This is a genomic window from Microbacterium sp. 4R-513, assembly GCF_011046485.1.
Taxonomy (GTDB): domain Bacteria; phylum Actinomycetota; class Actinomycetes; order Actinomycetales; family Microbacteriaceae; genus Microbacterium.
The window spans coordinates 1678339-1692124 of sequence record NZ_CP049256.1 but is presented as its reverse complement, the minus strand read 5'-3'; the positions used below and the strand labels follow the sequence as shown (position 1 = coordinate 1692124).

Below are 13786 nucleotides of genomic sequence, written 5' to 3'. Positions count from 1 at the left end.
ACTTCCTGCACTGCTTGGGGGCTGGCGAGAAAGCGCGACTCCCCTCCGGTGGAACCCGGTGGGATTGAGGGAAGGCTAACCGCAAACCTGGGAGTTTGACCAGAGCGTCAGGAAGTCCGACACATGCCTTTTACGTGATCGACTTCGGATGGGACTCAGTCCGGTTCGCAGCGAGTCTCGATGCCATGCGGCATCCGCTCGCGCATGATCGCGATCGCCTCGGGGTTGTCGTCGACGAGCACCGCATCGCGTCCGAGGGCCGACGCGACGGCGCCCGTCGTGCCGCTCCCCGCGAAGAAGTCCAGCACTCTGTCGCCCGGCCGGGTCGACGCCTGGATGATGCGGCGCAGGATGCCTTCGGGCTTCTGCGTCGGGTAGCCGGTCTTCTCGCGGCCCGTCGTCGGGACGATCGTGTGCCACCACACGTCGGTCGGGAGCTTGCCGCGCTCGGCCTTCTCGGGCGTCACCAGGCCGGGCGCCATGTACGGCTCGCGGTCGACCGCTTCGGAGTCGAACCAGTACCTCGCCGGATCCTTGACGTACACGAGGATCGTGTCGTGCTTCGTCGGCCACCGCTTGCGGGTCTTGGCCCCGTAGTCGTAGGCCCAGATGAGTTCGTTGAGGAAGCGCTCGCGCCCGAACAGCGCGTCCATGAGCACTTTGGCGTAGTGGGCCTCGCGATAGTCCAGGTGCAGGTACAGCGTGCCGTCGGGGGCGAGCAGCCGCCACGCCTCCGCGAGCCGCGGCTCGAGGAACCCCCAGTAGTCGTCGAACCGGTCGTCGTAGGCGCGGAGGTCGCCGCGCAGCCGCTCGTACTCGCGTCCGTGGAACCCGCGTCGCACGATGGCCGCGGCATCCGTCGTCTGCTGTTCGGGAGCGACGGATGCCTCGCCACCCGGCGCCTGCGCGGTGCGTGCCGTCTCGACCGCGCGCTGCTGCACGCGGCCCGTGTTGAACGGAGGGTCGAGGTACACAAGGGTGAACGAGCCGTCGGCGAAGGTGCGCACGACCTCGAGATTGTCGCCCTCGTGGATCCACACGCGGCCCGGCGACGGAGCGCTCACGGCACCCGGTGCAGCCACGCGTCGGTCGCGAACTTGGACTCCACGAGCGCCTCGGCCTCGGCGTATTCCTCTTCGGTGATATGCCCCGGCACCGCGCCGTAGAGGTTGGAGAACGTGTCGATGAACCGCTCGATGACCGCCTCGCGCGAGAGGCCGGTCTGGCTGCGCAGCGGATCCACGCGCTTGGCCGCCGACGCCGTCCCCTTGTCGCTGAGCTTCTCGCGGCCGATGCGCAGCACCTCGGTCATCACCTGGCCGTCCATGTCGTAGCTCAGGGTCGCGTGATGCAGCACTCCGCCGTTCGCGAGCCGCTTCTGCGCCGCACCGCCGATCTTGCCCTGCGGGCTCGCGATGTCGTTGAGCGGCTGGTAGGTCGCCTCGATGCCGAGCGAGCGCAGCGCCTGCAGCACCCAGTCGTCGAGGAACGCGTACGAGTCGGCGAAGGTCATTCCCGCGACGAGGGATGCCGGGACGTACAGCGAGTAGGTCACGATCGAGTTCGCCGCCATGAGCATGGCTCCCCCGCCGGAGATGCGACGGACGACGTCGAACCCGTGGCGCTCGGCCCCTTCGGGGTCGACCTCGTTGCGATACGACTGGAACGAGCCGATGACGACGGCTGACTCGTCCCACTCCCACATGCGCAGCGTGGGCTTGCGGCGACCATCGCCGACGCGAGTCGTCAGCACCTCGTCGAGCGCGAGGTTCATCCGCGGCGAGACCGGCTTGTCGTGGACGACCTCCCACTCGAAGTCGCGCCAGCCCGGCGCCGTGACGAGCGATCGCCGCACGGCGGTGCCCACCGACTCCGGCGTGAACCCGAGCAGCTGCGCTCCTTGGGGGAGCGCCGAGCGGACCGCGGCGGCGATGGTGGCGACATCCGACTCGGCAGGAAGGCCGTTCACAGCAGCGTCGATGTCGAGCAGCGCATCGTCGGGCTCGAGGAAGAAGTCGCCCGCGAGGTGGAAGTCGGCGATCCTGCCGTCGCGAACCTCGAGGTCGACGACGACGAGCTTTCCTCCGGGCACCTTGTATTCGCCGTGCATGCCCTCAGCCTAGAGCCGAGCGGGTCGGGCCCGGCGGCGCCTGGGACCGCGTACAGCTTGGCCTGCTCGGCGACTGATAGCCTGGGTGTGCGGCTTCTGCCGCTGCGTCGACGTCCTGATTCCGGGCCTTCTGAGCCCCGGACGTCTTTTCGATCGGCGATCCAGAGTGCTGCCCCATCGAACGCGGCTGCGCTATCGCCCCCTCTCGCGCCGGTGTTCGCCTGCGCGCTCCTCCTGAAAGCACACGTATGCCTACCTTCCTCGACCTCGGCGTTCCCGAGGCCCTCGCCTCCGTCCTCGCCGCCACCGGCAAGACCCAGCCCTTCGCCATCCAGCGGGACACCCTCCCCGACTCGCTCGCGGGCCGCGACGTCCTCGGCCGCGGCCGCACCGGCTCCGGCAAGACCATCGCGTTCGCGCTCCCGCTCGTGGCGCGCCTCTCCGGGGCGTTCGCCGCCCGCCGCACGCCCGGCCGCCCGCGCGGCCTGGTGCTCGCTCCGACGCGCGAGCTCGCGACGCAGATCGCCGCGACGATCAAGCCGCTGGCGGATGTCTCGGGCCTCACCGTCACCACCATCTTCGGCGGCGTTAGCCAGAAGCCGCAGGAGCAGGCGCTCCGCGCGGGCGTCGACATCGTCGTGGCCTGCCCCGGCCGGCTCGAAGACCTCATGAAGCAGAAGGTCGTCGACCTCTCCGCCGTCGAGATCACGGTGCTCGACGAGGCCGACCACATGGCCGACCTCGGCTTCCTGCCGGGTGTCACCCGCATCCTCACCGCGACGCCCCAGGGCGGCCAGCGCATGCTTTTCAGCGCCACGCTCGACCGCGGCGTCGACAGCCTCGTCCGCCGCTTCCTGCGCGACGAGGTGCTCCACGAGGTCGACGAGGAGTCGGTTCCCCAAGGCGTGATGACCCACCGGGTCTTCGTCGTCTCGGCCGACGAGAAGTCCGAGCTCGTGCGCCACCTCGCTTCGGGCCGCGGTCGCCGCATCCTCTTCACCCGTACCAAGCACCAGGCCAAGAAGCTCGCGAAGCAGCTCACCGCCTCCGGGATCCCGTCGGTCGACCTGCACGGCAACCTCGGACAGGGTGCGCGCGAGCGCAACCTCGCCGCGTTCGGCGCCCCCGCCGACAAGGGCGGCGTCCGGGTGCTCGTCGCCACCGACGTCGCCGCGCGCGGCGTCCACGTCGACGAGGTCGAGCTGGTCGTCCACGTCGACCCGCCCGTCGAGCACAAGGCGTATCTGCACCGCTCGGGTCGCACCGCTCGCGCCGGCGCCGAGGGCGTCGTCGTCACGGTCGCGATCGACGCGCAGCGCGGCGAGGTCAAGGACCTGCTCCGCAAGGCGCAGGTCGCGGCTCCTCTCGAGCCCGTCACGGCCGACCATTCGTCCGTCGCCGAACTCGTCGGCGACCCCGCGCCGCGCGTCGCGCCGAGCGCCGCCCCCGTCCAGCAGGGCGGCCAGCGCCCGGCGGGGCAGCGTGGCGGCGGTCAGCGCTCCGGCGCGTCGGCCGGTCGCGGCGGTTCTTCGGTCGGCTCGACCGACGGCGGTTCCCGTCGTCGCCGCGGCGGTCGCGGCGGTGCCGGACAGGCGAGCGAGCAGCCCGCGCGCCAGGGCGGCCGTCAGGCCGGCGCCGGCCGTTCCGGCGACGCCGTGTCGAAGCAGCAGGCACCCACGCAGCACTCCGCGAAGCAGCAGCCCTCGGGCGCGAAGCGCTCGGGTCAGTCCGGTGCCGGTCGCCCCGCGTCGGCGGCGCAGAAGTTCACGACCGGCAGCACGGTCGCCGAGATCCGCCGGGGCTCCCGCACGCCGAACCGCCGCGCCCGCGGCTGACCCTCGGCACGGCCGGCGGCCCGGCATGGCCGGCCCCCGGCATCCATCCCCCTGACTGAGTGCACAACGGCGGAGATTCACGCCGACGCGCCGGGTTCGCCCCGGCGCGTCGGGCGGAATCTCCGCCGTTGTGCTCGGGGGTCAGTCCGAGGTGCACGCCCGCCCGTCGAGCCAGAAGATCCACGGCTGCTCGGCCGCACCCTTGACGCTCAGCACGGCGTCGGGGGCGTTGCCGGGCTTGGCACCCGACCCGGTCACCGAGACGGCGTGCCCGGTCTGAGCCACCGTCGCGTGCGTGGCTTTGGTCACCTTCTGGTCGCCCGCGAGGACGAACGACACGGTCCACGGCTCGCCGGCGGCCGCGCCGTCGACCCGCAGGCGGACCGATGCGGCCTTGCCCGCGCCCGAGGCGTCCCACGCGACGTGGCAGTCGAGGGGCGCGAGCGGCGGGTTCGCGAGGGCGATGAGCTCGCGCGCCTGCTCGGGGAACCACTGGCCCGCCGCCGGGTCCTCCATGCCCCGCTCCGGGTCGAGCGGGCCGCCCGTGCCGCGGTAGCACTTGCCGTCGGACTCGCCCGGCACCTTGATCCACAGGTAGGCGTCGATGAGGCTGTCGCCCGTCTCGGTCGTGGGTCGCGCGCCCAGGCCACGTCCCGGCGGGTTGCACCAGTCCTCGGGGTCGGAGTACACGCCGGCCGGCGCCTGCCACGGCCCGACGCCGTTGCGGCTCGTGTCGATCACGAAGTGCGTCGTCGGCTGGACGCCGCCCAGGATCGACGCGTAGCGCGAGTCGACGCCCGCGGTGTTGAGGGCCGGATCCGGGTTGGCCGAGGTCCACTCGCCGTAGTTCGACATCGCGACGCCCGACCAGTTCGTCGCCGGGCCGCCGTTCCAGTACTGGTTGCCGCAGTCGCCGAAGGCGCCCGGCTTGACGGCCGTGACGTACTCGATGCAGGACGAGATCCAGCGCCCGTACGCCGACAGGTTGGCCGTGAACTGGTAGTTCGACGCATTGAGGAAGAACCCGTCGGCGCGCTCGACGCCCGCGGTGATCAGCCTGTTGCTGATGTCGCCGACGTTGAGCCACGCCGAGTGGGTGCCGTCGAGGTAGACGTTGGTCGAGGACAGCGCGCCGAGCGCGTCGACGGCGTAGCCGAGCTGCTCGAAGCGGTCCGCGGCGGCCGTCGCCGGGTCGGCCTCCGCGGGCTTGCACCACTCCTGCGATCCGTCGAGGTTCGTGTACCAGGGGATGATCCCGAGCCCGTCCGGCTCGAGGATCACCGTCGCAGCGCGATCGCCGATGCCCGCCGCGAGTCCGTCGATCCACGCCTCGTACGCGGCGGTGTCGGCGGCGCCGCCCGCCGAGTACTGCGAGCAGTCGCGGTACGGCAGGTTGTAGGCGACGAGCACGGGCATGGCTCCCGCGGCGGTCGCGCCGTCGACGTAGGCACGGGCGGCGGCCTCCACCTCCGCCGGCGTCCCCTTCGTGAACCATTCGGCCGAGGGGATGCTGCCGAGCAGTTGGGCGTCGTCGCGAGCCTGGCCCGAGAGCGACTGCGCGGCCTCGAGCGTCGTGCTGAAGGGATTGACATAGAGCGTCGAACCGGCGAGATCCGGCTCGGCCGCTGCGGCGGCACCCGCGCCGAGAGGCAGCGCGAGCGCGCCCGCCAGGAGGGCCGTCAGCCCCACAGCGAGTCGTCGGGGTCGGGGGGATGTCGAGGTCATGCGTGTCCTCCAAGTGCGTCGCCGTCGACTGCCGCCGACATCCGTGTCGGCGGCTGCGGCCTCGTGGGAGCGCTCCCACCACACCGCTAAGAGTCAGGATGGCCCGTCGACCCGCCGCACGTCAATGGACAAGCGGCGCCGCGCTGCGGCATCCGCCCTCTGGCTTCGCACAGCGAAGGGGCCGCACCGCACGGCACCTCACCGCACAACGGCGGAGAGATTCGACGACACGCCGGCACGGTCGGCCCCGCGACGGCGTGTCGGGGAATCCGCCCGCCGCTGTCCGCGCGGCGAGCCCCCACCCCGGCTCCCTGCCGGCGGACCCGCCCGCCGCTGCCCGCGGCCGGGCGGCGGCATCCGTCAGTCGCGGGCAGGGAAACGCGCGTCGAGCCAGCGGACGAGGTCGCCGCGCACATCCTCCTGCATGACCTCGTTGAAGATCTCGTGCCGCGCGCCCGGGTAGACGAGGGTGGTGACGTCGGTGAGGCCCGAGCGGGTCCGATATGCATCCGCGAGGCGGTGCACGCTCTGCGGGCCGCCGACCGTGTCGTCGCGTCCCACCATCAGGAGCACCGGGATGTCGCGGCCCAGGTTGCGACGCGGACGCCCGAACAGGCGCGCAGCCTCGACGGGTCCGAACAGCCGGGCGAGCGGCACGCTCGTCGTGTGCGGATCTTCGAGGAAGGCTGCCCCGACGGCGTGGTCGGAGGAGAGCCACTCGGTGCCCGTGGCATCCTTCGCCTTCCACGGCGCATTGAGGTTCCCGGCGTTGAGCGAGCCGGGCCAACGCAGGGCAGAGCCAGACAGGACGACCGCGTCGTACGCCTCGGGGTGGTCGTTGAGGAGGATCTGCGACAGGAACGAGCCCCACGAGTGCCCCAGCAGGATGAGCGGCAGCCCGGGGTTCTCGGCGCGGATGAGCTCGGTGAACTGCCACACGGCCGCGACGGCGGCGCGGTGCCCGCCGGGACCGAGGCGGCCGAGCTTGTCCTTCGAGCCGTGCTGCTTCATCCCCGTCCGGCCGTGGCCGCGATGGTCGTCGGCATAGACCGTGTAGCCCTCTGCGGCGAGCCGCTCGACGAGCGCGGCGTAACGGCCGACGTGCTCCCCCACGCCATGCAGCAGCTGCACGACGGCGCGCGGCTCGGTCTTCGCGGGATGAACGTCGTAGACGATCGCGATGCCGTGCACATCGATGAACTCGGGCATGCGGATGAGTCTAGGCAGGTGAGGGATGCCGCGCCCCGGCATCTCTCACCGCTCGACCTTTACTTAGCAAGGCTAATAAGCTATGCTAAACATCAGGATGAAGAAGACTGCGACCGCCGAAGCGCCGGCACCAGAGCTCGCGACCGAAGCATCCGAACTGCGCATCGCCACCTTCCGCCTCGCCCGGCGTCTGCGCGCACAGCGCGCGATCGACTCGATGAGCGACGGACAGTTCGCGGTGCTGGCGACGCTCAAGATGCACGGCCGCCACACGCTGGGCGAGCTCGCCGAGCGCGAGCGCGTCTCAGCGCCGTCGATGAACCGCACGGTCAACTGCCTCGAGGAGTCCGGGTATCTCACCCGCACCCCCGACGAGATCGACCGCCGCAAGGTGAACATCGCCCTCACCGAGGAGGGCCTCGACGTCGTCGAAGAGACCGTGCGCCGACGTGACGCGTGGCTCGAAGGAGCCATCTCGAGCCTGCCCCCCGAGAAGCGGGCGATCCTCCTCGAGGCCGCCGAGGTCATGCGGGAGGTGGCGTCGCTGTGAGCGCGATGTTCCGCTCGTTCTCGGTGTTCAACTACCGCGTCTGGTTCTTCGGCGCGCTCATCTCCAACGTCGGCCAGTGGATGCAGGCCACGGCGCTCAGCTGGGTCGTGCTGACCGAGCTCACCGACAACGACGCGGGCGCCATGGGCATCACGATGGCGCTGCAGTTCGCTCCCCCGCTGCTGCTCGTCGGCGTCACGGGCTGGGTGGCCGACCGCTTCGAGCGACGCAAGCTGCTCGCCGTCACGCAGAGCCTGCTGCTCGTGCTCGGCGTCACGATCGGCATCCTGCTGCTCATGGGCGTCATGACCCTGCCGCTCATGTATGCCTTCGCCTTCGCGCTCGGCATGGTGGCCGCCTTCGACAACCCCGCCCGCCAGGCGTTCGTCTCCGACGTCGTCTCGCGCGAGAACGCGTCGAATGCGGTCGCGCTCAACGCGGCATCCTTCAACGGCGCCCGCATGATCGGCCCCGCGGTCGCGGGAGTCGTCATCGTCGCGGTGGGCACGGGGTGGGTGTTCCTCGTCAACGGAGTGACGTTCCTCGCCATGCTCGTCGCCCTCGTGCTCATCCGCCCGGGCGAACTGGTCCCCCGCTCGAAGAACGCCGGCGCCGGCCGCCTCGCCGACGGCTTCCGCTACGTCGGCAAGCGCCCCGACCTCATGGTCGCCTTCGCGATGGTCTTCCTGCTCGGCGCCTTCGGCATGAACTTCCCGATCTTCGCATCGACGATGGCGATCGAGTTCGGCCAGGAGGCCGACGGCTACGGCCTGCTGAGCTCGATCCTCGCAATCGGCTCGCTCACGGGCGCCCTGCTCGCCGCGCGCCGCGACCGCGCCCGCATCCGCGTCGTCGTCGCAGGTACCGCGCTGTTCGCCGTCGCCGGAGCCGTCTCGGCCTTCATGCCGACGTACTGGCTCTACGCCGTCACCCTCATGGTCACCGGATTCGCCGTCGTGACCACCCTCACGACCGCCAACGGCTACGTGCAGACCACGACCGATCCGGCCCTCCGCGGTCGCGTCCTCGCGCTGTACATGGCGATCCTCATGGGCGGCACCCCGATCGGCGCCCCGATCGTGGGCTGGGTCGCGGCGACTTACGGGCCGCGAGTCGCGATCCTGCTGGGTGCGGTCGCAGCGCTCGTCGCATTCTCGATCGGAGCGGTCTGGATGCTGGCCTCCGGCCGCGTCCGCCGCCACGAGTCCCGCCGGTTCCGCCTCACGATCGACGAGACGCTGCCCGTCCGGGTCATCGCGCCGGCCCCGGCGGAGTTCAGCGACGAGGTCGCCGGAACGACGCCGATCCGCCTCCCCCGCGAGCCCCGGACGTCGCCCGTCCCCGCGCCCGAGCGCCGCAGCGCCTGAGCGCCCCCCGAACCCTGCGACCGCTGCGCCGTCTCGTGCAGCGGTCGCAGCTTTTCCGGCGCCGGTCAGGAAGCGGTGACGACGACGGATGCCTCGCCGAGGCCCTCGGCCGAGACGGTCACGGTGATCGTGCCCGCGTCGGTCGGCCGGATGATCGCGAGCGCACGCCCGTCATAGGTCGTGACCGACGGGCCCGCGAACGACTCCTCAGTGCGGGCGCGGCCCGTGCCGAGACCCGCCAGCACGGCGGGTCCCTCGACCTCGACCGTGATGCGGCGGTCCTGGTCGCACGGCACGACACCGCTCGCATCCTCGAGCGTGATCCCGACGAAGGCCAGGGAATCGGCATCCGTCCCCACCCCGTCCTGCTCGACGCGGGCCGCGAGCCGGAGGTCGCCGCCCGCAGTGCGGAGCACGTGCCGGGCGGTCTCGACCCCGTCGCGGCGCGCAATCGCCGTCAGCTCGCCGGGCCGGTACTCGGTCTGGAACCTGGCCAGGAACCCCTTGTCCTCGCCGACGCGGGCGACGCCCAGCGACCTGCCGTCGAGGAGCAGTTCCACGTCGTCGGCGGCGGCGTACACGTCGACCGTGACGGGGGCGCCGGGTTCGGCGTCCCACGACCATGAGGCCACGGAGTCGTCCCACGACCACGGCGTGCGCGCCGTCGGGCGGCCGAAGTGCTGCGGACGGTGCACCGCGATGTAGGGCGCTCGGCGCAGGCCGAAGACGATCTCGCGCCAGTAGGACACCGTGCGGCGGTGGCCCGTGATGTCGATGTCCCCCGACTCGGCGAGGAGGTAGGGGTAGGGGCCGGCGGTGCCGGTCGGGGCATAGCCCTCGACATCGGTGTAATCCACGCGCCCGATGCCCGCTTCGCCGAGGTAGTCCCAGCCGGTCCAGGTGAAGTCGCCGATGACGTGGGGAAAGCGTTCGACGAGCGCCCAGAGCGCGTCGATCCGCTCGGGGAACGTCTCGGAGCCGACGATGACTCGGTGCGGGTAGGCTGCGGCATCCGGTTCATAGCGCGAGTCGCCGTAGTTGAAGCCGACCACGTCGAGCACCGACGCGGACTCCTCGATCGATCGCGAGACGAGGTCCGAGGCGTTCATGAGGGCCATCTGCTCCCCCATCTCGGCCATCATCGTGTTCGGATCCTTGTCGGTCAGCTCGGCCTGCGCGTCCGACATGCGATCGAGGTTGGCGATGATGCCGTTGATCCCGTTGGTGATGAAGCGCGTGTCGTCGAGACGGCGGAGCTCCTCGGCGAGTCGCCGTCCCCACGCCGCTCCGATCGGCGTGCCGAGCTCGAGGATCTCATTCCCGATCGAGTACATGACGACGCTCGGGTGGTTGACGTCCTTTGCCACGAGCGCCGCGGCATCCGTCCTCCACCAGTCCGGGAAGGCGAGCGAGTAGTCGAACGCGGTCTTCGACTCGGTCCACACGTCGGTGAGCTCGTCCATCACGAGCACACCGTGGCGGTCGCAGGCGTCGAGCATCGCACGGCTGATCGGGTTGTGCGCGCTTCGGATCGCGTTGAATCCGGCCGCCTTGAGGAGACGGATGCGGCGATCCTCGGCCGCTCCGATGGTCGCCGCACCGAGCGGGCCGTTGTCGTGATGGACGCATGCGCCGCGGAGCTTGACCGTCTCGCCGTTGACCCGCAGGCCGTGCCGCGCGTCGACCTGGAGCGTCCGGATGCCGAACAGGGTCTCATCGGTGTCGAGCAGCGTGCCGTCGATACCGCTCAGAGTGGTGTGCAGCGTGTAGAGCGCTGGCGTGTCGGTGCTCCACAGCGCGGGCTCGTCGACCGCGAGCCGGACGCGGGCGGTCGCGGGCTCGCCGGGGAGCACCGTGACGGGCGCGGTGCCGGCGGCGACCTCATCGCCCGACGGGGCGACCACGGACCACTCGACCCGCGTCTCGCGGGTGTGCCGTGTCGTGTTGCGCACGGTCGTCGCGACGGCGACCATCGCGCGCTCGGCGTCGATGTCGGGCGTCGTCACCCGCACACCGTCGAGCGGCATGTGCACGGGCTCGCTCACGAGGAGGTGCACCGGACGGTAGATGCCAGCGCCGGAATACCACCGGCTGTCCTTGTGCGCGCGCGCCTCGACGGTGATGCGGTTGGTCTCGCCGAAGCGCAGGTACGCGTCGGCCTCGACCACGAAGCCCGTGTAGCCGTTCGGGCGATGTGCGACGAACTCGCCGTTGAGGAAGACGGCGGCATCGCGGTACACCCCCTCGAACTCGAGCTGCACGCTCCGCTCGCGCCACTCCTCCGGTACGTCGAACGTCTTGGCGTACTCGAAGACGCCGCCCGGGTAGTAGCCGGCGTGCACCCCCTGAGGCGAATCGGCGGAGCGCTCGAGGTCGCGCAGCGCGTCGTGCGGCAGCCGCACGGGCCGGGGCTCCTGACCCGGCTCGGGCGATTCGAACGCGCCGAGCTTCGGGCCGACGGTCCACCCGTCGGCGAACGGAAGGCGGATCACGCGGATGCCTCGTCGCTGTCGGATGACGGAGCCGGCCCGGACGAGGCATCCCGCTGCGCGGCGTGGGTCACCTCGGTGAACTCCGCAAACTGGGCGGCCTGCGCATCCAGCGCCTGCTCGATCGACTCGAGGTCGAAGCCCGAGACGAAACCGCGGAAGAACTCGTCGAGCGCCTCGCCCATGTCGGTGGACTCGCGATCGAGCAGCCACTGCACCTGCAGACCGTCCATGAGGGCGACCGTCGCCACGGCGGCACGGTGCGGGTCGACGCCAGGCAGCAGCCGGCCGGCGTCCGCGATGCGCCGGAAGGCCGTGCCGATGCTCTCGCGGACATAGATGTAACGGCGCACGAAGTAGTCGTGTGCCGGGTGGTCCGGCGAGGTGGCCTCGGCCGAGAGGGTGCAGTACAGCTCGACCACGCCCGGGGTGGAGGCGTTGCGCCTCGCGAGGACCACGAGTCCCCGGAGCGCCTCGACGCCGTCGGGCTGGTCGAAGTCGACGACGGCCCGCGAGAGGTCGTCGCGGTGGTCGAGCACGGCCATGAGCAGCGCACTCTTGCTCCGGAAGTGATGCAGGAGCCCTGCCTCGCTCATCCCGACGCGCTGCGCGACCTCGCGCAGCGAGCCGGCACGGTAGCCGGACTCGGCGAAGACCTCGAGCGCCGCGTCCAGGATCGCCTGCCGCTTCGCCTCGCTCTTCGCGTACTCGCCGCGCGGCTTGCGCCTGGCGGTCACCGCCGTGCTGTCCGTCATGGCATCACCGTATCCGTTCGCAGAGCGGCCCTCTTCGGCGCTCCCCCGACGTCCCTTCCCCTCCGTTCTATAACGAATTCCTAGTGAATGCTAGATTTTTATTGCGAAAACCTAGCGCTCGCTCGGATTTCTTGTTAGCGTCTCCCGCCAGGGCGATCCGCAGGGGCATCGCCGCACGATGAAAGGGACAAAGAATGTTCCGATGGAAGGCCACAGCAGCCGCAGTCGCGGTCGCAGCCCTCGCCCTCACGGGATGCGCCGCAAGCGGCGATGCGGGCTCCACCGGCGGTGCCGGCGGTGACACGCTGACGCTGGGTGCGATCCTCGCGCCCACCACCCTCGACCCGGCCGGTGCCGAGTGGGGCAACCGGGCGCCGTTCTACCAGACGGTGTTCGACACGCTCCTCCTCGCGACGCCGGACAACACGATCGAGCCGTGGCTCGCGACCGAGTGGTCGTACAACGACGACAACACGGTCCTCACGCTCACGCTGCGCGACGACGTCACCTTCACCGACGGCTCGAAGCTCACGGGAGCGGTCGTCGTCAAGAACCTGCAGCGCTTCAAGGACGGCACATCACCCGACGCCGGCTACCTCTCGAGCGTCGCCGACATCCAGGCACCCGACGACCAGACCGTCGTCATCACACTGAGCGCACCCGACCCGGCGTTCCTCAACTACCTCACCCGCGATCCCGGCCTTGTCGGCAGCGAGGCATCGCTCGACAGCGCCGACGTCGCAACGACCCCCGTCGGCTCGGGCCCCTACAAGCTCGACACCTCGGCCACGGTCACCGGCACGAGCTACGTCTACACGAAGAACGACGACTACTGGAACCCCGACGTCCAGCACTACGACAAGGTCGTCGTCAACGTCCTGAGCGACCCCACCGCGGCCCTCAACGCCATCAAGGCGGGCGAGGCGAACGGGGTGAAGCTCGTCAACAACGACAACCTCGCCGAGGTCGAGGGCTCGGGCTGGACCGTCAACGCCAATGAGCTCGACTTCCAGGGCCTGCTTCTCCTCGACCGCGCCGGCACGATGTCGCCGGAGCTCGGCAACGTCAAGGTGCGCCAGGCGATCAACTACGCGATCGACCGCGCGGGCATGCTGAAGGCGGCGGCCGCCGACAAGGGCACCGTGACGACCCAGGTCTTCCCCAAGACCAGCAAGGCGTACGACCCGGAGCTCGACGACTACTACACCTACGACCCGAAGAAGGCCAAGGAGCTCCTCAAGGAGGCCGGCTACCCAGACGGCGTCACGATCTCGATGCCGACCGTCTCGGTCCTCGGCGCCGCGACCTACACGCTCATCGAGCAGCAGCTCGCGGACGCGGGCATCACGGTGAAGCCGACCGAGGTCGCGCCGAACAACTTCATCGCGGACCTCCTCGCGCCGAAGTACCCGGCATCCTTCATGGCCCTCGAGCAGAACCCGGACTGGCAGCTGATCCAGTTCATGATCGCTCCGACCGCCGTGTTCAACCCGTTCCACTACGACGACCCGAAGGTCGACGAGTACATGAAGCAGATCCAGTTCGGCGACGAGGCCACGCAGGCCAAGGTGGCCGGCGAGCTCAACAAGTACATCGTCGAGCAGGCCTGGTTCGCCCCCTTCTACCGCGTGCAGGGCAGCGTCGCGACGGACGCCAACACGACCGTCAAGATGCTCCCGACGAACGCCTACCCGAACATCTACGACTTCCAGCCGAAGCAGTAGCGGTTCATCCGGCCCGCCCGTC

General features: G+C 70.5%; 10 protein-coding genes. 4 read left to right on the top strand and 6 right to left on the bottom strand.

The genetic code is table 11. The annotated features are described in order from the left end of the window. Nucleotides 1-155: 155 nt before the first annotated feature. The gene (locus G5T42_RS07330; protein ID WP_241246001.1) at nt 156-1082 is read right to left on the bottom strand and encodes a site-specific DNA-methyltransferase; all 927 of its coding nucleotides are present in this window, start codon (nt 1080-1082) and stop codon (nt 156-158) included. Next, entirely contained in the window at nt 1061-2110 is a 1050-nt protein-coding gene (locus tag G5T42_RS07325) for a biotin/lipoate A/B protein ligase family protein (protein WP_165127259.1), read from the bottom strand. The genes G5T42_RS07330 and G5T42_RS07325 overlap by 22 nt, the downstream gene beginning before the upstream one ends. A gap of 248 nt (nt 2111-2358) precedes the next feature. On the opposite strand from G5T42_RS07325, the gene G5T42_RS07320 reads away from it, so the two are divergent. Beyond that, entirely contained in the window at nt 2359-3945 is a 1587-nt protein-coding gene (locus G5T42_RS07320; RefSeq protein WP_165127257.1) for a DEAD/DEAH box helicase, read from the top strand. Nucleotides 3946-4086: 141 nt separating this feature from the next. On the opposite strand, the gene G5T42_RS07315 is transcribed toward G5T42_RS07320, so the two are convergent. After that, nucleotides 4087-5670 carry a glycoside hydrolase family 6 protein gene (locus tag G5T42_RS07315; protein WP_165127255.1) on the bottom strand — a complete coding sequence of 528 codons (1584 nt, stop codon included), beginning with the start codon at nt 5668-5670 and terminating at the stop codon, nt 4087-4089. A 360-nt stretch (nt 5671-6030) separates the two neighbouring features. Further along, the gene (locus G5T42_RS07310; protein WP_165127253.1) at nt 6031-6879 is read right to left on the bottom strand and encodes an alpha/beta fold hydrolase; all 849 of its coding nucleotides are present in this window, start codon (nt 6877-6879) and stop codon (nt 6031-6033) included. 97 nt (nt 6880-6976) lie between these two features. On the opposite strand from G5T42_RS07310, the gene G5T42_RS07305 reads away from it, so the two are divergent. Next, nucleotides 6977-7429, top strand: coding sequence for a MarR family transcriptional regulator (locus G5T42_RS07305; protein ID WP_165127250.1), 453 nt, complete (start codon nt 6977-6979; stop codon nt 7427-7429). A gap of 5 nt (nt 7430-7434) precedes the next feature. Further along, the gene (locus tag G5T42_RS07300) at nt 7435-8796 is read left to right on the top strand and encodes an MFS transporter (RefSeq protein WP_165130130.1); all 1362 of its coding nucleotides are present in this window, start codon (nt 7435-7437) and stop codon (nt 8794-8796) included. Nucleotides 8797-8861: 65 nt separating this feature from the next. Here G5T42_RS07300 and G5T42_RS07295 read toward each other — a convergent pair whose 3' ends face one another. After that, the gene (locus tag G5T42_RS07295; RefSeq protein WP_165127248.1) at nt 8862-11288 is read right to left on the bottom strand and encodes a glycoside hydrolase family 2 TIM barrel-domain containing protein; all 2427 of its coding nucleotides are present in this window, start codon (nt 11286-11288) and stop codon (nt 8862-8864) included. After that, nucleotides 11285-12040, bottom strand: coding sequence for a TetR/AcrR family transcriptional regulator (locus G5T42_RS07290; RefSeq protein WP_165127246.1), 756 nt, complete (start codon nt 12038-12040; stop codon nt 11285-11287). Before G5T42_RS07290 ends, G5T42_RS07295 begins: the two co-directional genes overlap by 4 nt. 194 nt (nt 12041-12234) lie before the next feature. On the opposite strand from G5T42_RS07290, the gene G5T42_RS07285 reads away from it, so the two are divergent. Continuing rightward, on the top strand, nt 12235-13764 hold the full coding sequence (locus G5T42_RS07285; protein WP_165127244.1) for an ABC transporter substrate-binding protein: 1530 nt from the start codon (nt 12235-12237) through the stop codon (nt 13762-13764). Nucleotides 13765-13786 lie beyond the last annotated feature (22 nt).